This is a genomic window from Exiguobacterium sp. s78 (assembly GCF_018618985.1).
GTDB lineage: Bacteria > Bacillota > Bacilli > Exiguobacteriales > Exiguobacteriaceae > Exiguobacterium_A > Exiguobacterium_A abrahamii.
The window spans coordinates 775,357-793,881 of the sequence record NZ_JACSNB010000001.1; the positions used below are offsets into that span (position 1 = coordinate 775,357).

At 44.1% G+C, this 18,525-nt stretch carries 20 protein-coding genes; 15 read left to right on the forward strand and 5 right to left on the reverse strand.

Annotated features, from left to right (window positions below; translation table 11 throughout):
* Nucleotides 1-262: 262 nt before the first annotated feature.
* Together KNQ18_RS03795 and KNQ18_RS03800 are read right to left on the reverse strand one after the other, a co-directional pair.
* Entirely contained in the window at nucleotides 263-556 is a 294-nt protein-coding gene (locus tag KNQ18_RS03795) for a hypothetical protein (protein WP_023468871.1), read from the reverse strand.
* A 247-nt stretch (nucleotides 557-803) separates the two neighbouring features.
* The gene (locus KNQ18_RS03800) at nucleotides 804-1,535 is read right to left on the reverse strand and encodes a hypothetical protein (RefSeq protein ID WP_215083874.1); all 732 of its coding nucleotides are present in this window, start codon (nucleotides 1,533-1,535) and stop codon (nucleotides 804-806) included.
* A gap of 132 nt (nucleotides 1,536-1,667) precedes the next feature.
* Between KNQ18_RS03800 and KNQ18_RS03805 the strand changes: the two genes are divergently transcribed.
* From KNQ18_RS03805 to KNQ18_RS03835, 7 genes are all read left to right on the forward strand, one after another.
* Nucleotides 1,668-2,225 (forward strand): GNAT family N-acetyltransferase, encoded by a 558-nt coding sequence (locus tag KNQ18_RS03805; protein WP_023468869.1) that lies wholly within the window; start codon nucleotides 1,668-1,670, stop codon nucleotides 2,223-2,225.
* A gap of 8 nt (nucleotides 2,226-2,233) precedes the next feature.
* Nucleotides 2,234-2,947 (forward strand): alpha/beta fold hydrolase, encoded by a 714-nt coding sequence (locus KNQ18_RS03810; RefSeq protein WP_149427642.1) that lies wholly within the window; start codon nucleotides 2,234-2,236, stop codon nucleotides 2,945-2,947.
* Between the two features lie 86 nt (nucleotides 2,948-3,033).
* Nucleotides 3,034-4,125, forward strand: a complete 1,092-nt coding sequence (locus KNQ18_RS03815) for a conserved virulence factor C family protein (protein ID WP_215083889.1) — start codon at nucleotides 3,034-3,036, stop codon at nucleotides 4,123-4,125.
* A gap of 360 nt (nucleotides 4,126-4,485) precedes the next feature.
* On the forward strand, nucleotides 4,486-4,698 hold the full coding sequence (locus tag KNQ18_RS03820; protein WP_023468866.1) for a hypothetical protein: 213 nt from the start codon (nucleotides 4,486-4,488) through the stop codon (nucleotides 4,696-4,698).
* A gap of 81 nt (nucleotides 4,699-4,779) precedes the next feature.
* On the forward strand, nucleotides 4,780-5,226 hold the full coding sequence (locus tag KNQ18_RS03825; protein WP_149427640.1) for a BsuPI-related putative proteinase inhibitor: 447 nt from the start codon (nucleotides 4,780-4,782) through the stop codon (nucleotides 5,224-5,226).
* Between the two features lie 33 nt (nucleotides 5,227-5,259).
* Nucleotides 5,260-6,078: an ammonia-dependent NAD(+) synthetase gene (gene nadE, locus KNQ18_RS03830; RefSeq protein ID WP_215083893.1), complete on the forward strand. Its 819-nt coding sequence runs from the start codon at nucleotides 5,260-5,262 to the stop codon at nucleotides 6,076-6,078.
* A gap of 115 nt (nucleotides 6,079-6,193) precedes the next feature.
* A complete protein-coding gene (locus KNQ18_RS03835; RefSeq protein WP_215083896.1) occupies nucleotides 6,194-7,465 on the forward strand; it encodes an FAD-dependent oxidoreductase in 1,272 nt (423 codons plus the stop codon).
* Between the two features lie 255 nt (nucleotides 7,466-7,720).
* On the opposite strand, the gene KNQ18_RS03840 is transcribed toward KNQ18_RS03835, so the two are convergent.
* On the reverse strand, nucleotides 7,721-8,116 hold the full coding sequence (locus KNQ18_RS03840; protein ID WP_023468862.1) for a disulfide bond formation protein B: 396 nt from the start codon (nucleotides 8,114-8,116) through the stop codon (nucleotides 7,721-7,723).
* A 65-nt stretch (nucleotides 8,117-8,181) separates the two neighbouring features.
* Here KNQ18_RS03840 and KNQ18_RS03845 point away from each other — a divergent pair, with 65 nt between their 5' ends.
* The 5 genes from KNQ18_RS03845 to KNQ18_RS03865 all read left to right on the forward strand — a co-directional run bounded on the left by KNQ18_RS03845 (nucleotide 8,182) and on the right by KNQ18_RS03865 (nucleotide 13,608).
* Complete coding sequence (locus KNQ18_RS03845; protein ID WP_029342184.1) at nucleotides 8,182-9,072, forward strand: transcriptional regulator CcpC; 891 nt, start codon at nucleotides 8,182-8,184, stop codon at nucleotides 9,070-9,072.
* Complete coding sequence (locus KNQ18_RS03850) at nucleotides 9,056-10,168, forward strand: N-acetyldiaminopimelate deacetylase (RefSeq protein ID WP_023468860.1); 1,113 nt, start codon at nucleotides 9,056-9,058, stop codon at nucleotides 10,166-10,168. Before KNQ18_RS03845 ends, KNQ18_RS03850 begins: the two co-directional genes overlap by 17 nt.
* A gap of 234 nt (nucleotides 10,169-10,402) precedes the next feature.
* On the forward strand, nucleotides 10,403-11,800 hold the full coding sequence (locus KNQ18_RS03855; RefSeq protein ID WP_215083899.1) for a cytochrome ubiquinol oxidase subunit I: 1,398 nt from the start codon (nucleotides 10,403-10,405) through the stop codon (nucleotides 11,798-11,800).
* A 12-nt stretch (nucleotides 11,801-11,812) separates the two neighbouring features.
* Complete coding sequence (locus KNQ18_RS03860) at nucleotides 11,813-12,835, forward strand: cytochrome d ubiquinol oxidase subunit II (protein ID WP_023468858.1); 1,023 nt, start codon at nucleotides 11,813-11,815, stop codon at nucleotides 12,833-12,835.
* Nucleotides 12,836-12,939: 104 nt separating this feature from the next.
* Nucleotides 12,940-13,608 carry a potassium channel family protein gene (locus KNQ18_RS03865; RefSeq protein WP_023468857.1) on the forward strand — a complete coding sequence of 223 codons (669 nt, stop codon included), beginning with the start codon at nucleotides 12,940-12,942 and terminating at the stop codon, nucleotides 13,606-13,608.
* 39 nt (nucleotides 13,609-13,647) lie between these two features.
* Here the strand turns inward: KNQ18_RS03865 and KNQ18_RS03870 are convergent, their stop codons facing one another.
* On the reverse strand, nucleotides 13,648-14,424 hold the full coding sequence (locus KNQ18_RS03870; protein ID WP_064299596.1) for a Cof-type HAD-IIB family hydrolase: 777 nt from the start codon (nucleotides 14,422-14,424) through the stop codon (nucleotides 13,648-13,650).
* A gap of 173 nt (nucleotides 14,425-14,597) precedes the next feature.
* Here KNQ18_RS03870 and KNQ18_RS03875 point away from each other — a divergent pair, with 173 nt between their 5' ends.
* A complete protein-coding gene (locus KNQ18_RS03875) occupies nucleotides 14,598-14,813 on the forward strand; it encodes a DNA-dependent RNA polymerase subunit epsilon (protein WP_023468855.1) in 216 nt (71 codons plus the stop codon).
* Nucleotides 14,810-16,477: a ribonuclease J1 gene (gene rnjA, locus KNQ18_RS03880; RefSeq protein ID WP_035396693.1), complete on the forward strand. Its 1,668-nt coding sequence runs from the start codon at nucleotides 14,810-14,812 to the stop codon at nucleotides 16,475-16,477. The genes KNQ18_RS03875 and rnjA overlap by 4 nt, the downstream gene beginning before the upstream one ends.
* A 45-nt stretch (nucleotides 16,478-16,522) precedes the next feature.
* On the opposite strand, the gene def is transcribed toward rnjA, so the two are convergent.
* A complete protein-coding gene (gene def / locus KNQ18_RS03885; protein WP_029342180.1) occupies nucleotides 16,523-17,062 on the reverse strand; it encodes a peptide deformylase in 540 nt (179 codons plus the stop codon).
* A gap of 377 nt (nucleotides 17,063-17,439) precedes the next feature.
* Here def and pdhA point away from each other — a divergent pair, with 377 nt between their 5' ends.
* Nucleotides 17,440-18,522, forward strand: coding sequence for a pyruvate dehydrogenase (acetyl-transferring) E1 component subunit alpha (pdhA, locus tag KNQ18_RS03890; RefSeq protein WP_023468852.1), 1,083 nt, complete (start codon nucleotides 17,440-17,442; stop codon nucleotides 18,520-18,522).
* The last annotated feature ends 3 nt before the right edge of the window (nucleotides 18,523-18,525 follow it).

The following is an 18,525-nucleotide window of genomic DNA, read 5'->3' on the forward strand; positions in this document are numbered from 1 at the left end:
GTCGAAATGACGAAAAGGGCCTGGATCTTCATTTTCTCAAACGAGAAATGAATCTTCAGTCCCTACTCTTAATCACAATCAGTCGTTCTTGGATGAGCGTTGCGTGTGTCATGTTTAAAACCTCCTGTTTGAATTTTTCTAAGGATAACATGAAGAATTTAATAAAACAATATTTTCTGAAAATTCATCACCGAATTTTTGAAAATAAATAACGCCTCTAGTAGAGATGAGGTTCTCTACTAGAGGCGTTTCGGATTACATATCAGCTCGTTGCAATCGAGCGCGTTTTTTTGTGGCGTTTCAATTTATGGAGGAGCCAAGCGTGAACGACCTCACAGGATTGACGTGGTAACGTCAGTTCAACAAGCGATTCCTGCTGTTGCCCTCTAATGATGAAAAGTCCATTTTCTTCATCGACAGGGGCGATGGTCATTGAACTCGCTTCATTCAGCGACAATTTCACTTCACCGAGTGTCGCATCCTTTAATTTCAGGATGTTCCCATTTGTCGCAAATTTCGTGAATGAGCCAATTCCGTTCACTTTTAACTGATCCATATTGAATTCCTCCTTCTGCTGATTCCAGTACTATCCCTATAAAAAACAGGGTCTAACTTCTATCTTGAAAAGGTTATCCTCATTATAGCGAAGTCTTCACAAGATGCTAGTCTTATTTTGTGTGAAAATTCGAAAAATTTTTTAACAATATTGTCATATGGATAGGAATACCTGTTAAGAGGCAATCGTGATATGAAATTCAAATAGAACAAAAGCATCCTTTTCCAAAAGAAAAAGATGCTAAAGGTCAATCTAACTCAAAACTCCATTTCTTTTTGCGACAAACAAGCGATCCACGTCGAAGGATCGATTCTTTCTCTGCTTCAAAATCTTCATGTAATACGTTCATATCTTCGTACCGTCCTGCTACATAGACGGGAATCGTGATATTTCTTGAGAAAACAGACCGTTTTGCACTTTCGAAATCAATCAATACTCCTTCTTTGAGAAGATGACGGATATGAATCATGATTTCAGCTGTTAAAGCGATCGAGGCGACGGATCGTGCGTGCTGACGAAATTTCCGTTGTACGAGATCAGAGATAAGTTGTTCTACCCGTGACCAATCCTTCAAGTAAACAGAAGCATGAAGACCATCGTGTTCGCTAAAATAGACCAGTTCATTCTCGATCGAGTCAAGGAAAGGAAGCGGTGTCCCTCGTTTCATATGCATTAAAAATAATAATTCTGCGATTTCGACATCCGTCAATACATCGAGCGAATGGGAAGATCGAATATCAATAGCAGTCAAAGGGTGACGCTGGACATCCGTTGATTGTGAAAACTGTTCGATCTCATGCGATTCGATGTAATGAAGCATCGTTCGAAACGATTGTTTCGTCTGTTTGAAATCACTTCCTGAAATGAGTAAAGGACGTTTCAAATCGACGGCTGCAGCGAAATCAGAGAAATGTACTCCTGACATCGTTAATCGTTGATTTTCCTCGTCCTCATATAAGTAAAGTAACGCACTCGACATACCACTTCGCTTCCTTTCCATGACTAACTACTTCATAATTTAATAGTAGCAAAACTTCGAATTGCCTGAAAGGATATTTACTTCTGAAAACGGGCATACTACATAGAGAAGCATAAAGAGAGGTGATGGAGCATGTGGGGCTTGCGAAAGCCTTTCCCGGAATTGCGGACCGAGCGCTTCATATTACGTGAGCTCGAAAACCGTGACGCACGCGAATTGTTTAAAATCCTATCGGACGATAAAGTCATGTACTATTACGGATCAGATCCGCTCGTGACGGTCTATGAAGCTAAAAATGTCATCAGTTACTTTAAAGAACAGTTCACGCAAGGTAAAGCGATTCGCTGGGCAATTGCTGATGCACAAACGAATCAATTGATCGGTACGATCGGTTTTCATAACTGGCTGTCCCAATACCATCGGGCTGAAATTGGTTTTGAAGTTAGTCAAGACTATTGGCAACGTGGTGTCGCTTCAGAAGCGGCAAGAGCTGTTCTGACATATGGTTTTGAAGAATTTGCTCTCCATCGAATCAGCGCCCTCGTCGCACCTGAAAACCTCGCTTCTAACGCATTGGTTCAAAAATTAGGATTCAAAGCAGAAGGATTATTAGAAGATTATGCATACAGTCATGGTCGTTTCATGGATTTGACGATGTACCGTATGCTCGCATCTGAATGGAAGGGATGAGGTAGTCAATGGAAAAACAGACACTTGTACTCCTGCATGGATTTACAGGAGGAACAGATTATTTTAATCGGGTAGAAGCAAATTTACGACATTCCTTTGATGTCTTACCACTAAGTTTACCAGGACATGAGGGACTCGATGTTGGTCCGGATACGATTGAAGGCTTTGCAGAATGGGTCATGCATGAACTTGATCGACGTGGTATCGACAAGCCGATCATCATCGGACATTCCTTTGGTGGATACATCACAGCTGCAATTGTTGAAGGGTATGCGGATCAAATCAGTGGATACGGTCTTGTGTATTCGACAGCTAAAGCAGATGATGAACAAGCGAAACAAAAACGAAATCAAAACATCACACGCGTTGAAGAAGTCGGTGTCAGAGAATTCGTCAATGGTCTTGTTCCATCCTTATTCGCTGAAGGGGCAGATGAGTTCGCTGTCGCTGAAGCACTTGAGATTGGATACATGATGACGGTCGAAGGAGCCATTCGTGCGCTCTCTGCGATGCGAGATCGGCGAGATATGACGAAGGTCTTGACGAGGTCAAACGTGAAGGGTGTCATCATTCACGGCACGAAAGATCAACTGATTTCAGAGGAAAGTGCATTTGCACCAAAGAATGATCATCTCATACATCGGTCAACAGACAGTGGACACATGGGGATGCTTGAGACACCGGATGCTTTCGTTGCAATCATCGAAGAGGCATTCAAGTAAGTTTTTGCCCTACAGTCACGTCTGTAGGGCATTTGCTTTGCATTTCAGATGAGATATCTGAAATGATAGAAGTGGAGGGGATACACATGAAAATCGTAGCGATTGAACCAACACCAAGTCCAAATAACATGAAAGTCATCGTTGATGAGGTCTTTTCGGAAAAAGGGCAGACATTTGAGCATGCCTTTGGCGCACCGGAACACATTCAGCGATTACTTGAAATACCTGGCATTAAGTTCGTTTATCAGGTCAGTGACTTTTTATCGATCGAGCGTTATCCGAAATATGATTGGCGCTCGCTTGTCATCGATATACGACGTGCGTTCGGTGAAACGTTAAATGACGTTGAACAACACGAGACAGATGCTGAGTATGAACCTGTCCATCTATTCGTGCAATTCATTTTAGGCGTACCGATGCAAATCAAAGGTGTGAAAGGATTAGAAGAAAAACGAGAAGGGCTGTCGGAACGTTTCCGAGAAGCAGCGCTATTCGTCCAACCATTCGTTCAAAATGTCATTAGCGATCGACGCTGGGTAGAACAAGCACCTCGATACGGTGACCTTGACGAAAGCTTGCGTGAAGTAGCGAATGAGATTGAGATTGCCTATCCAGTCGAACGTCTCGAACGTCTCAAGTCGCTCGCAGCAGGAGAAGATATTACGTTTAGCGGTCAAGCGATTCAATCATCCGATTGGAAAGAACGATTCGCGGCGCTCGATGAACTACCTGTTGAGATGGAATGGGTTCCAGCTTATGCTCGCCTGTTACAGGATGAGAAGATGCAAATTCGACGTCAAGCGATCGTAAAGCTTGGGATGTTCGAAGATCACCGTGAAGAACTGTTAGAGTATTTGACGAGTGCACTGCATGATCCGTCAGGGATCGTTCGCCGGACAGCAGGCGATACGATTTCAGATTGGGCGATGCCGGAAGCTGAACCAATGATGATGGAAGCGCTAGCGGATAAAAATAAATTAGTACGCTGGCGAGCTGCTCGCTTCCTGTTTGATGTCGGAACGGAACAATCAATTCCAAGACTGCGTGAAGCCATTCGAGACCGGGAATATGAAGTGGCTCTACAAGCCGAACTCGCATTAACTCGGATCGAAAGTGGGGAAGAAGCACTAGGAACGGTTTGGCAGCAAATGAATCGAATGATAGATGAAAGTTCATAAGAACTTAAAAAATAATTGCTTGAGAGAATCATTCGACAAAATGAGTCACTGATTGTCTAGGTATATTTTCCCTGTTGTCTAAAAACGCTGGTAAAATAATCAAAATTATGTTGTCATCTTTTTGAAATCGAAATGAAATGTGTTGGAAATGCTTATTAAAACGCTTGCATCTAACAACTAAATCAAGCATTCCAAAATATCCCTGATAACATTGAAATATTGTTTTGAAATGAAATGTCGAATGACAATTTTCTTCTTTTTCCTGCCCTTTGGTACAGTTAATCTACAATAACGAATTCGAATCATGTAGGTCATCTCTTGGCTGGGCATTATGAATGAGAAAAGGGGAGAATCGGGGATATGTTACTTTTCGCTGAAACTGATTTAGCAGTAGGATACAAGGAACGGACAAAAACAGGGGTATATGTAACGATCGAAACAATCGACAGTCGTACGATTACATTAGTCGCACCAGCAAACGCGGCAGAGGATATTTGTGACGAACTTTTTGCGACAGGATTAGAGCAATTGTTTTCATTCAAGATGAATCCATCGACTTTACCTGTAGCATAAGTGAATAAACGTGCGAGAGAGGAGGATCCTCTCTCGCTTTTTTTTTATGATAAAATTGATAAAGATAAAAGGAGGGATGAGATGAAACGTCTCGTTTTCATTCTGCTACTGCTTACTGTTTGTTTAGCAGGTTGCCAAGAAAAGAAACAACAGGCAACAACAACCACGAACGAACCGATTCAGATTGCAGTCAAAACGACAAAGCAGGACGACATGATGCAATTAAACATTTCTTTAACGAATCCAAATGATCACAGTGTGAACGTGACGTATCCTTCCTCACAACGTTTTCAGGCTCAATTGATTGATGCGAAACAACACGTAACGTATGATTTTGAGAAAGAGCAAGTATTCACGCAAGCGATTGAAAAGGATACGTTCACGAAACGTGAAACGAAACAGTATACAGTTGAATTACCGATCTCCTCTTTAGGTGATAGCACGGAAGTTCGCGTATCGACAATCCGTCAGTTTAAAGGAGCAAGTGCGAAACAAACGACGGACCAACAAATGATTGATTCGAAATGACGATCAACATAATGTGAAGGAGTGAAGCGATTCATGCAACAAGAAATCATCCAAGTAACAGGAGTAAAGCCTGTCATTGACCCAGCACAAGAAGTAAACGAGCGGGTAGCCTTCTTGAAGGCGTATCTCAAGCATACAGGAGCAAAAGGATTCGTACTGGGCATCTCAGGGGGACAAGATTCTTCGCTCGCCGGTCGTCTGTGCCAACTGGCAGTTGAAGAGTTACGAAAAGAAGAGGGAAAAGATGTCGCATTTTATGCGGTCCGCTTGCCTTACGGGGAACAACAAGATGAAGCAGACGCACAGACAGCCTTGACGTTCATTCAACCGGATCATTCGCTTCGTGTGAATATTAAACCAGCAGTCGAAGCATCGATGCAGGCGTTCAAAGAAGCGACAGGTGCAGAACTTTCCGACTTTAGTAAAGGGAATACGAAAGCGCGGGAGCGAATGAAAAGCCAATATGATTTAGCCGCTCATTATGGCTGTTTAGTCGTTGGAACGGATCATGCAGCTGAATTCGTGACGGGATTCTACACGAAACACGGTGATGGTGCATGTGATTTGACGCCATTGACAGGACTGAATAAACGGCAAGGGAAACAACTCTTACGTTACTTGAACGCACCAGAAGTCTTGATTGAAAAAGTTCCGACAGCAGATCTTGAAGAAAATCGTCCGGCACTACCAGACGAAGTGGCACTTGGTATGACATATGAAGAAATCGATGATTATTTGGAAGGAAAGACGATTTCAGAAGCAAGTCAAGAAAAGTTAGAGACGCAGTATAAACGTGTTGGGCATAAGCATCATATGCCGGTCTCACCACTCGATGAATGGTGGAAAGCCTAATCCAAAATAAGGAGACGTGATTTCAATCGTGAAATCACGTCTTTTTTCATGTTCTTCGATTCTTCTTCAATTGTTATGGGAAAAGAAGAGAAACGATGATTGAGGAGGCGAGAGTATGACGATTGGGATCATAGGTGGAGGGTTATCCGGCTTGACGGCAGCAGCATTGTTCGCAAAACAAGGAACACCGGTCACGCTCTGGGATGCTGGATTGCTCGGAGGACGTGCCACCTCTCAAACCGTAAAAGGATTTACGTTTAATTACGGTGCTCATGCGATTTATGGACGCGATCAATCGATTCTCCGCAAATTAACGAAACAGCTCGGTATCGAAGTGACGTGGCTGGATTTCTCAGCGAGTCGTGCGAAATATGAGTTTTCAGGTCATTTGACGGCAGTTCCTGCGAATGCCTGGGGATTATTGAAAACAGAAGTCATCGAAGGAACGAACAAAGTACGTTTTACATGGGAAATCATTAAAACGATTTTACGAGTCGAACGAGGGGATCCGCAACAATCGATCGGGCAATGGTTAAAAACAGAACGAGTCGATGAACAAGTGGCACAGTTGATGCTTGATTTGGCATCAACGAACTTTTTTACGGCAGAACCCGAAAAAATTCCGTCAGACGTCTATTTCGAGTATTATCAAAAACTTTTTCGGACGCGAAAGCCTGTCTCATACATCGAAGGAGGATGGCAAGGGTTAGTACAGGAGTTGGAACGGATCATCCTAGAGAACCGCGGAGAGATCCTGAAAAAAACAAAAATAACAGCAGTCGAATCGACTACGACAGGATTCTTAGTACGTGATCGAAAGAAACAAGAATGGAACGTCGAACGGATCATCTTTGCCGTACCACCGCGTGAAATCTTAAAAATGGCAACCCCAACTGCCATTCAACGATTTGTTACACCGTATGCAAATCATGAACCGGTAGAAGTATTCGTGTATGATCTTGGACTTCATCCGTATATCGAAACACCGTATTCATACATCTACGACCGTTCGCATCGAGCGTTCATCACGGATTTATCGCATTATGATGCAAGTCTTGCACCGAAGGATGGTCAAGTTCTTCAAGCAATCGCCTACCTTGAACACGATCGACTTGAGGATCCTGATTATATTGGACATGTCCGAACAGGAATCGAACAGATGCTTGACGCTCATTTTGCAGATTGGCGACAACGTATCGTCGCAGAACGAACGATCAAACGAGCAGTCGTACAAGAAATCAAATGGAAAATGGGGCAAACGCCGCTTGCGACTCACATTCCGGATCATGCAGGTGTCGCTTTCGTCGGGGACTGGTGTGAAGGTACGGGACAACTCTCGGAGCTTGCGTTCTCAAGTGCCGTCAGCGTCTTCAATCGCTGGACGTGATGTCAAACGGGGGCTGACTCAAAAAAAGAATGACGCGTCACACGCCACTCCTACAGGAACAAGCGCATTTATGCGCTGTCAGAGACGAACAAGACCCGCTTTCCTGCTTCAACGAAGCAGGAAAACTGGCTTGTGTCTCGCCTGAGGAAAGGGCGTGAAAAGACGCGTCATTCTTTTTGTTACGAGATAAGGATGGCAGATCATCATTCTGCCACACTTATCTTTGTAGAGACTGACTTTTGAGTCAGCCCCATCTTATGCTTCATTGTTCGAACGTGCTGGATAGAACGCTAGAATCAAAAGTAATGTGAAGGCAATGAGACTCATCATCGGGATCGTCAAGAAACCAAAATAGTTGACCCACTTGATGAGACAGCCGCTTGTACATAACGCTTCGCCATCGGGTAAGCGCTCAAGGATGACGTGGTACAAGGCGACACCAAAGCCGGCAAGCACATACAGGCGGACGAAGAGCGGATCAATCGTTTTCGACCGGAATAGCGAGATGAGCAAATAAAAGGCAGTCGTATACATGAATAGTCGTTGCCACCAACAGAGAGGGCAGGGGATGAATCCGCGAATTTCACTGAAATAGAGACTGCCAAGCGTTGCAATCGTTGAGATGATGAACATAAAATGATAGCGTGTCATATGTATCGTCCTTTCTAACGTGTTAAACTAATGCCATCTTATATCATGAGGAGTCGAATCTCACATTGCAAGTGTCGGAAATGGAAATGTTGATCACCTTATCGGAAGAATTGAATATGAGGCGCGCTGCTGAACGATTATTCGTCTCGCAACCTGCGCTTAGTCAACGTCTCGTTGCGATTGAAAGACGCTGGGGAACAAAATTATTCATTCGTTCATCGCGTGGGTTAAGCATCACACCACAAGGAGAAAAAGTAATCGGTCTCGCAAAAGAGATGAATCGGAAGGAACTTGAGTTAAAAAGTGAATTGACAGCAGAAGAGGGTGCCGTTTATGGAACGCTTCGGATTGCCGTCGCTTCCATCATGGGGCAATATTGGCTCCCGCGTGTCTTAAAACGATTCGTTGAGCGTTATCCGCATGTCCGTGTTCAGCTTGTCACGGGATGGTCCAGTGAGATGATGCGTCATATGTTAGAGGAACATTTTCATATCGGGATCATTCGTGGAAACCCGGACTGGAAAGGTGTCAAAGAACGTCTTTTCTCGGATCCGCTCTATTTAGTCGATAGTGAGTTGACGTCAATCGAACAGTTACGCGTGACGGATCGACCATTCATCCAGTTCAAGAGTGACTCAACGTACTATCAGGAAATTTTAGAATGGTGGCAAGATCGGTTCGCAAGTCCACCATCTCGGACGTTGGTCGTCGATCAAATCGAGACATGTAAGCAGATGGCTCTACATGGAATTGGATTTGCGATTTTACCCGAGTCGACGATTCAGCAATCGAATGAAGTCATGCAGCTTCCTTTAAAAACATCGTCTGGAAAAATATTAAAGCGAGATACATGGATTTTGTCTACGGAATCGATGCTTGAACTAAAACAAGTTCAAGCATTTTGGGACATCGTAAAAGAAGAAGGAGGAAGTCAGTCAGATGGAATACGCCATTGAAATGCGGCGCGCGCTTCATAAAATACCAGAACCAGGGTTCAAGGAATTTAAGACGCAAGCTTTTATATTGGAACAAATTCGTGCTTATCCACCAGATCGTGTCACGTATGACACGTTTGAAACAGGTGTTTTCGTTCGAGTGAAAGGATTGACTGGAAATCGGACGATTGGGTACCGGGCAGACATTGATGGGTTACCAATTGAAGAAGCGACAGGTCTTCCATTTTGCTCGGAACATCCAGGCTTCATGCATGCCTGTGGTCACGATATGCACACATCGATTGCGTTAGGGTTGATGAAACGAATCATTGAATTGCCGGTCATGGATGATGTTGTCTTTTTATTCCAACCAGCGGAAGAAGGTCCGGGCGGGGCTGAACCGATGATTAAAAGTCCGTTGTTTGAAAAATATCGTCCAAGTGAGATGTATGGTCTTCATGTTGCACCGGAATATCCAGTCGGTACGATTGCGAGCCGTCCCGGCGTCTTGTTCGCGAGTGCTCGAGAAGTTCATATAACGATTTATGGTCAAAGTGGTCACGCGGCCTTTCCTCATTTGACGATTGATACGGTCGTCGCGCAAGCAGCCTTGATCATGCAACTGCAAACAATCGTCAGTCGATCGATCAATCCGATGAACTGTAGCGTCATTACGATTGGAAAGGTCGATGCCGGGATTCGGGAAAACGTCATCGCCGGTAGAGCTGTTCTTGACGGTACGATGCGCGCACTCAATGGAGAAGACATGGAAAAACTGGAACGACGCGTTCGTGACATCATTCGAGGAATCGAAGCTTCGTTTGGCGTCAAGATTGATCTACAATTCGGAAATCGTTATTACGAGGTCGTCAATGACCGACACATCGTTGATAAATTTTCATCATTCGTCAAGATGAATGCGAACTACATTGAATGTGATGCAGCAATGACAGGAGAAGACTTCGGATTCATGTTGAAGGAAATTCCAGGGATGATGTTTTGGCTCGGAGTCGACAATCCGACATCTGGACTTCACCAACCAACCTTGAATCCGGATGAATCCGCGATTCCATTTGTGATTGATTTACTCGATCATTATTTCCGAGAATATGTTTAAAAAGTTTTATGAAATAATGAAGGACATTAAGCTTTCCCTTTCGAAATCAAGAATGGGAGAGCTTTTTATATATGTAAGAATAGGAGTTTTCGAACATTTTGTGAAAAAAATCACGTGCACATGTGAACAATTTGTTACATCAAACATTATAAACAGACATAAAGGGTTATGTTCTCTATGATACGGTTATAGACCATATAGAGAAGTATGTTTTAGGAAGAGGGGGCTATATACATGTTCAATGATCCCGTATTGCTCAGTCGATTGTTGACAGGGCTCACATTAGCGTTTCATATTATATTCGCGACGATTGGCGTCGGGGTACCACTCATGGTACTCGCTGCTGAATTCATCGGTCTGAAACGCAAAGATCCGGATTATATTTTATTAGCAAGACGGTGGACGCGTGGATACGTCGTTACCGTCGCAGTCGGTGTCGTGACAGGGACGGCCATCGGATTGCAATTATCACTACTTTGGCCGTCACTCATGCAAGTGGCTGGTCAAACGATCGCATTACCACTGTTCATGGAAACATTCGCATTCTTCTTTGAAGCGATTTTTCTCGGTATTTACCTGTATACATGGGATCGATTCAAAAACCCATGGTTACACTGGTTGATCGGGATTCCAGTCGTCATCGGTGCGACAGCATCAGCATTCTTCATTACGACGGTCAACTCCTTCATGAACTCACCAGAAGGATTTAAGATCGTCAATGGAACGCTAACGCAAATTGAACCATTAAAAGCAATGTTCAATACAGCAACACCTACAAAAGCAACACATGTCATCGTATCGGCTTATTTGACAGTCGCCTTCATCTTGGCGGCAATCGCGGCGTTCCACTTACTCAGCAAAAAAACACTCTCAGCAGCGGAAACAGCGTATCACAAAAAAGCACTTCGCTTAACGGTTATGGCTGGATTGATTTTTGCCTTCTCGACGGCACTTGTCGGGGACTTCTCAGGGAAATACTTGGCGAAATATCAGCCAGAGAAACTCGCGGCTGCTGAATGGCATTTTGAAACGACAAGTGAAGCAGAATTGATCTTTGGTGGGATACTTGATCAGCAAGAAGACGGCAGTTATGAAATCAAGGGAGCCGTCAAAATCCCATATGCACTCTCGATCCTTGCGGGTGGAGCTCCAGATACAGAAGTCATTGGTCTAAATGAGTTCGCAAAAGAAGATCAAGCACCGCTGATCGTTCACTATTTCTTCGATATCATGGTTTCGATTGGTATGTATTTGGCTGCCATCTCTGCCTTGTTCATCTTGGCATTCCGTTTGAAAAAATTAAATCCTTATAACAAATGGATTTTAAGAGGTGTCTTCATCGGTGGACCTCTGGCGATGATTTCCATTGAAGCAGGTTGGATGTATGCTGAAATTGGTCGCCAACCTTGGACACTTTACGGCATCATGCGGACAGCAGATGCGGCGACGACATCAACTGCCGTCGGTCCGATGTTGATTCTATTCAGTGCCTTGTACTTGATGCTCGGTACGATTTGTACAGTCGTATTATTACGGATGTTCAAGAAAAACCCGGTTGGAAAAGAACTTCAAGAACTTGCTGAAAACCACCACGCACGTGGGGAAGCTATGTTCGTGGATGATAACAAGTAAGGAGGGAACGATTTGGACGTTCAAACACTAGGAATTACGGTCCTCTGGACTTTCCTGTACGGATATCTCATCGTTGCCTCAATTGACTTCGGTGCTGGATTTTACGCCTTTTATTCAAAATATACGAAGCGGGATCATTTAACGAATCGATTGATTCTTCGTTATCTCTCACCAGTGTGGGAGGTAACGAATGTCTTCTTCGTATTCTTCTTCGTCGGACTAGTCGGGTTCTTCCCGGATACCGCTTACTATTTCGGTACGGCACTGCTCGTGCCAGCCTCGATCGTTCTCGTATTGATTGCGATTCGTGGTAGCTTCTATGCATTTGCCAATTATGGATCAAACGACAGCATGTTCTATACGTTCTTATATGGAGCAACTGGTCTATTGATTCCGGCGGCGATGTCAACGACATTGACGATCAGTCAAGGTGGTTTCATTCGTAAAACGAATGAAACAGTCGAGTTTTTAGGAACAAAATTATTTACGAACTTTTACTCTTGGTCGGTCGTAGCACTCGCTATCGTATCCGTCCTCTATATCAGTGCGATGTTCCTCTTGTTCTACGCAGATAAAGCGAAGGATGAAGGGGCTACTCCGCTAATTCGTAAATGGGCACTCTTCTGGAGTGGTCCGACGATTCTTGTCTGTGCACTCGTCTTCTTTGGATTGAAAAATCAAGCGGCATGGCACTATGAGAACATCTTAAACGGGAACTGGTGGTGGTTCGCTGCTAGTTTCATCTTCTTCCTCGTTGCGGTGACACTCGTCTACATGAAGAAGAATTACGGAATTGCCTTCGTCGCGGTCATGTTACAGTATGGAGTGGCATGGTTTGGTTACGGTTATACGCACCTACCATACATCTTGTATCCATATATCGATATCAACAAAGCGGTCGTTAACGAAACAATGGCTTCCGCACTCGTCGTTGTCTTCATCTTCGGACTCTTACTCTTGATTCCGGCGTTGTACTTGATTTTACGACTCTTCTTGTTCGATAACGATTATGTACGTGGGAAATCCTCAAAATAATGGATGAATAAACGCCTCTGCGAATCGCAGGGGCGTTTATAGTATTTTTAAATTGAATCGGGTACACTACTAAGGAAGAGCGATTGTGAAGGAGAGTTGTGAAAATGAATGGAGAGTTTGCAGTAATTGGACTAGGGCGCTTTGGTGGCTCGATTGTCCGTGAATTATCGAAAAATGGCTACGATGTCTTAGCGATTGACTCCGACGAGGAGCGCGTCAATGAATTCATGGGAATTGCGACGCATTCCGTCATCGCGGACACAACGGATGAGAATGTCTTAAAAAGTCTAGGAATCCGAAACTTCGATCATGTCATCGTTGCCATCGGTGAAAATATTCAAGCATCCATCTTGACGACATTGATCTTAAAAGAGCTTGGGGTACAATCGATCACCGTTAAAGCGACGAACGATTACCACGAAAAGGTATTACGAAAAATTGGAGCAGACTTCATCGTTCACCCCGAACGGGATATGGGAGTCCGGATTGCAAATGGTTTAATGAGTTCAAATATTCTTGACTATCTCGACTTATCTCAAGAATTTTCGATCGTTGAAATTAAAGTCAGTGACCGGATGGCAAAACAAACATTGATCGACCTTGATCTACGAAGCAAATACGGAGCGAACGTCGTCGCCATTAAACGTGGAGAAAACGTTCTGATTTCTCTACAAGCTGATGAAATGATTGAAAAAGGGGACTATCTCGTCGTTATTGGTGAAAATGAGGATCTCGACCGTCTAGAGCGTGCGATTCATAAAGTGAAGAACTAAAAAAAAGCTGAGGCGCGCCTCAGCTTTACATTTACTTAATTAAATGAGTTGGAATTCTTTTAATCCGTGTGCGATACCGTCCTCAAGGATTGGTTTCGTGACATAGTCAGCGGCAGCTTTCGTTTCTGGAAGCCCGTTGCCCATTGCAATACCGGTTCCAACGTAGCGGAGCATCTCTAAATCGTTTAAAGCATCACCGAATGCAAAGGTATCTTCGCGGCGAATATTCGTCAATTTCAGGAATTGTTTGATCCCTTCTGCTTTCGAGGAACCGACATTGATGACATCCATTGCGTGTGGATGCCAACGAATGAAATCGAATGCGTCATACCGTTTAACATAATCCGCTTCTTCTTCGGCCGTACAGTAGACGAGCGTTTGGAAAACATCATGCGATAAGAAAGCTTCTTCATCGTGAATCGGTAATGGCATGTCGAGTTCGCCGAGCGAATCTACGACATGCGTGTCATTTGATTTCGTCGTGAAGCCTTTTGTTTCGCCAAGATAAACGAGTGTATGCCCGTTTTCTTTCGCTTGTTGCGTTAAATGCGTTAAATCCGTCTTAGGTTGTGGACGTTTGTAGATGATTTCATTTTGATGAACGACGATTTGCCCGTTATAGCCGATAATCGTATCGATGTTGAGTAGTTCACGGATTCCAGACAACATCGCAGGTCCGCGTCCAGTTGCAAGGGCTACATAGACACCATTTTCTTGAAGCTTACGAATTGCCTGTTTTGTTGATTCCGGAACAAAATGACCATCATGCAATAAGGTTCCGTCGATATCGAAAAAGACGACTTTCTGATTTGCCATGGTTTCACCTTCTCTTTTTAATTGGTCGAAATGACCTGTTCATGTGAAAGTATAGCATAACCAAAAGCGTGTTGCCGGAAGGGAACATGCCGAATAAGGATGAAAAATAGTCCATGTATCGTGTATACTGTACTAAGGACAAAAAACAATGTACTGATAAGGAGTTGCTAGGCATGATTTTTAAAGTATTTTACCAACCGCTTCGTTCGGAAGCACCTGTTCGTGAACGGACAGAAACAATGTATGTAGAAGGGGAAAGCATTCGTGACGTGCGATCAACGATTGACCACCTCAAAGATATCAACATCGAGTTCATCCGCGAAGTCAGCGGAGAATTTTTGACATACGAACAACAACATCCTGATTTCAAGGTTGCGACGTTCGAATGAAGTTCGTCAAAAACCATCAGGCCGCCGTTTTCGCACTCGGTGGACTCGGGGAAATCGGGAAGAACACGTATGTCGTTCAATTCCAAGATGAGATCATCGTCATTGACGCGGGTGTCATGTTCCCAGAAGATGAATTACTTGGAATCGACTATGTCATTCCAGATTACACGTACTTGATCAAGAACAAGGATAAGGTCAAAGGCGTCTTCATCACACACGGTCATGAAGATCACATTGGTGGTCTGCCTTTCTTGCTTAAACAAGTGAACTTACCGATTTACGCTGGTAAGATTGCGATGGGTCTCATCAAGGTGAAGTTAGAAGAGCATGGTTTGCTTCGCAACGCGGAACTGCATGAGATCGATGAAGATTCGGTCATCAAGTTCCGGAAGACAAGCATCTCGTTTTTCCGTACGACACACTCGATTCCGAACTCGTTCGGTGTCGTCGTCAAAACACCACAAGGGAACATCGTGCATACAGGGGACTTCAAGTTCGATTTCACGCCAGTCGGAGAGCCGGCTGATTTAGCGAAAATGGCTGAACTCGGTAAAGAAGGCGTATTGTGTCTTCTATCGGATTCAACGAATGCAGAAGTGGAAGGGTTTACGATGAGTGAACGTGTCGTTGGGGAAACGATCTCAGACATCTTCCGTAAAGCGGAAGGACGGATCATCTTCGCGACGTTTGCGTCGAACATCTATCGTCTGCAACAAGTCGTCAATGCTTCTGTAGAAGCAGGACGGAAAATCGTCGTCTTCGGACGTAGCATGGACAAGGTCATGATGATTGGTCAAGAACTTGATTTCATCAAAGCACCGAAGGGGACGATCATCGAGCCGAACGAGATGAAACGTTATAAATCAAATGAGTTGACGATCCTTTGTACCGGTTCACAAGGAGAACCAATGGCTGCACTTAGCCGTATCGCAAACGGAACACATCGTCAAATCTCGATCATTCCGGATGATCTCGTCATCTTCTCTTCGTCCCCAATCCCAGGAAACGTCGTTTCTGTCGGAAAGACGATCAATCAGCTATATAAAGCTGGCGCAGATGTCATGTACGGTAAACTGAATGATATCCATACATCAGGTCACGGTAGTCAACAAGAGCAGTTGCTCATGTTACGTCTATTGAATCCGAAATACTTCATGCCGATTCACGGGGAATACCGGATGCTGAAGAAGCATATGTCGCTTGCGATGGATGCTGGTGTACCGGAAGAGAACTGCTTCGTCATGGATAACGGTGAAGTACTCGCATTAGATGCGAATGCAGCCGCTATCACTGGGAAGATTCAAGCGAATGCCGTTTATGTCGATGGAAAAGGAATCGGAGACATCGGAAACATCGTCTTACGCGATCGCCGTATTCTCTCAGAAGAGGGACTCGTCGTCGTCGTCGTGACGCTTGACTCGAAGACGAATCGTCTCGTCTCTGGACCGGACATCATCTCGCGTGGTTTCGTCTACATGCGTGAGTCGGGTAATTTGATTAAAGATGCTGAACGTCTACTCAAGCGTTCGCTTGATCAATCGCTTGCGAACCGTAATACGAAATGGACGGACATCAAACAAGTCATCAATGATACGCTCACACCGTATTTAACAGAAAAAACACAACGTCATCCAATGGTCATGCCGATCATCATGGAAGTCTGATTCAAAAAAATCCTCGTCTCCGAAACGGAAACGAGGATTTTTGAATTACGTGGCAGGACCGTATTCCTTGAACGGTTCTTTTTTATCAATCCGATCATAGAACATGACGCCATCTAGATGGTCGTATTCATGCTGGCAGACGATTGCTTTCATCCCTTTTAAACGTAATTTTATAGGATTTCCGTTATGATCGATGCCAGTTAGGGTAATACGCATATAGCGCGGTACATGTCCTTCGACTTCACGATCGACGGACAGACATCCTTCGCCGCCCGTTAAATAGGTCTGCTCGACGGAATGACTGATGATTTTTGGATTATAGATACCAAATTCCAGCAAATCATCACCATCCGGTAAGCGGATCGCGAACATGCGCTTGTTGACACCGATTTGTGGTGCTGCAAGTCCAATGCCGCTTCGTAAATCGTATTTCTTCGCAATTTCATCATCTTGACTGTTGGCGAGGAACTCGCGCATGAGTCGCATCGTTTCCTTATCCTCATCGCTGAGAGGGAAGGTCACTTCTACTGACCGTTCGTGAAGAGCAGGAACGTCTTCGCGTACGATTTCATTCATGGTGATCATGAACAACACTCCTTTCGTCTACAAAAAGTATAGCATAGGAAAGTGGGGAATGATGACAACTAACACAGTAGGAAAATATCGAATGATACAGAAGATGGAATATTCTAGTTTTGTGATTGAATTCACAATGTGAAACGCGAAAAAAATAAAACATTTCCTTTGATTTTAAGGTGTTACAGATTTATACTTGTAACGTAATGAACAAGACACTATAACGTGTCGATTCATGATAATACAGTTTACTCAACTGAATAGGTACACAGACACATGTTCAAAGGATAGTCACACGGGACTTCGTTTTTTGGACACTATTGTCATGTGGGCAAATCAGTCAGAGGAATATTTCGCTGAACGCAGTGAAAGGATGAGGTGAAAAGATGAACGTAAACATGTTTAAAAACGTGGAAGAAAACTTTGAAACGTTCCGCATTCTTGACGAGAAAGGTGAAGTCGTCAATAAAGACGCTATGCCAGACCTCTCGGATGAAGAGCTTACGGAATTAATGCGCCGTCTCGTATACACACGTATCTGGGACCAACGTGCAATCTCACTTAACCGTCAAGGACGTCTCGGTTTCTATGCTCCAGTAGCTGGACAAGAAGCGTCAATGATCGGTACGCAATTCGCTTTGGATAAAGATGACTGGATTCTTCCTGGATACCGTGATATTCCACAAATGGTCTTCCATGGCTTCCCACTTTACAAAGCATTCTTGTTCTCACGCGGTCACATCACAGGTGGTAAGATCCCTGAAGGTGTTAACGTCTTAATGCCACAAATCATCATCGGTGCGCAGATCGTTCAAGCGGCTGGTGTTGCTCTCGGTCTTAAGAAAAGCGGTAAAGAACAAGTCGCAATCACTTACACAGGTGATGGTGGTTCTTCACAAGGTGACTTCTATGAAGGTATGAACTTCGCTGGAGCTTTCAAAGCACCTGCAATCTTCGTCGTTCAAAACAACCGTTTCGCAATCTCGACACCTGTCGAAAAACAATCTATGGCGAAAACAATCGCTCAAAAAGCTGTCGCTGCTGGTATCAATGGTATCCAAGTCGACGGTATGGACGTTCTTGCTGTATACGCAGCTACGAAACAAGCGCGTGTTGAAGCACTCAACGGTGTTCCGACATTGATCGAAACATTGACTTACCGTTATGGACCACACACACTCGCTGGTGATGATCCAACACGTTACCGTACAAAAGACATGGATGATGAGTATCAAGCACAAGATCCACTCGTCCGTTTCCGTGCTTTCATGGAAGCAAAAGGTCTTTGGAACGAAGATAAAGAGAACGAAGTCATCGAGCAAGCAAAAGCTGACGTTAAGGAAGCACTTGCACAAGCTGACAAAGAACCAAAACAAAAAGTTACAGATTTCATCAACGTGATGGCTGAGAAGCTTCCACAAAACCTGCAAGAGCAGCTTGATGAGTATACAGCAAAGGAGTCGAAATAACCC

Bases quoted from the DNA above. Each gene is read 5' to 3' on its own strand.
- KNQ18_RS03795 (WP_023468871.1), bottom strand. From the start codon at position 556: ATGGATCAGTTAAAAGTGAACGGAATTGGCTCATTCACGAAATTTGCG.
- KNQ18_RS03800 (WP_215083874.1), bottom strand. From the start codon at position 1,535: ATGTCGAGTGCGTTACTTTACTTATATGAGGACGAGGAAAATCAACGA.
- KNQ18_RS03805 (WP_023468869.1), top strand. From the start codon at position 1,668: ATGTGGGGCTTGCGAAAGCCTTTCCCGGAATTGCGGACCGAGCGCTTC.
- KNQ18_RS03810 (WP_149427642.1), top strand. From the start codon at position 2,234: ATGGAAAAACAGACACTTGTACTCCTGCATGGATTTACAGGAGGAACA.
- KNQ18_RS03815 (WP_215083889.1), top strand. From the start codon at position 3,034: ATGAAAATCGTAGCGATTGAACCAACACCAAGTCCAAATAACATGAAA.
- KNQ18_RS03820 (WP_023468866.1), top strand. From the start codon at position 4,486: ATGTTACTTTTCGCTGAAACTGATTTAGCAGTAGGATACAAGGAACGG.
- KNQ18_RS03825 (WP_149427640.1), top strand. From the start codon at position 4,780: ATGAAACGTCTCGTTTTCATTCTGCTACTGCTTACTGTTTGTTTAGCA.
- nadE (WP_215083893.1), top strand. From the start codon at position 5,260: ATGCAACAAGAAATCATCCAAGTAACAGGAGTAAAGCCTGTCATTGAC.
- KNQ18_RS03835 (WP_215083896.1), top strand. From the start codon at position 6,194: ATGACGATTGGGATCATAGGTGGAGGGTTATCCGGCTTGACGGCAGCA.
- KNQ18_RS03840 (WP_023468862.1), bottom strand. From the start codon at position 8,116: ATGACACGCTATCATTTTATGTTCATCATCTCAACGATTGCAACGCTT.
- KNQ18_RS03850 (WP_023468860.1), top strand. From the start codon at position 9,056: ATGGAATACGCCATTGAAATGCGGCGCGCGCTTCATAAAATACCAGAA.
- KNQ18_RS03855 (WP_215083899.1), top strand. From the start codon at position 10,403: ATGTTCAATGATCCCGTATTGCTCAGTCGATTGTTGACAGGGCTCACA.
- KNQ18_RS03865 (WP_023468857.1), top strand. From the start codon at position 12,940: ATGAATGGAGAGTTTGCAGTAATTGGACTAGGGCGCTTTGGTGGCTCG.
- KNQ18_RS03870 (WP_064299596.1), bottom strand. From the start codon at position 14,424: ATGGCAAATCAGAAAGTCGTCTTTTTCGATATCGACGGAACCTTATTG.
- KNQ18_RS03875 (WP_023468855.1), top strand. From the start codon at position 14,598: ATGATTTTTAAAGTATTTTACCAACCGCTTCGTTCGGAAGCACCTGTT.
- rnjA (WP_035396693.1), top strand. From the start codon at position 14,810: ATGAAGTTCGTCAAAAACCATCAGGCCGCCGTTTTCGCACTCGGTGGA.
- def (WP_029342180.1), bottom strand. From the start codon at position 17,062: ATGATCACCATGAATGAAATCGTACGCGAAGACGTTCCTGCTCTTCAC.
- pdhA (WP_023468852.1), top strand. From the start codon at position 17,440: ATGAACGTAAACATGTTTAAAAACGTGGAAGAAAACTTTGAAACGTTC.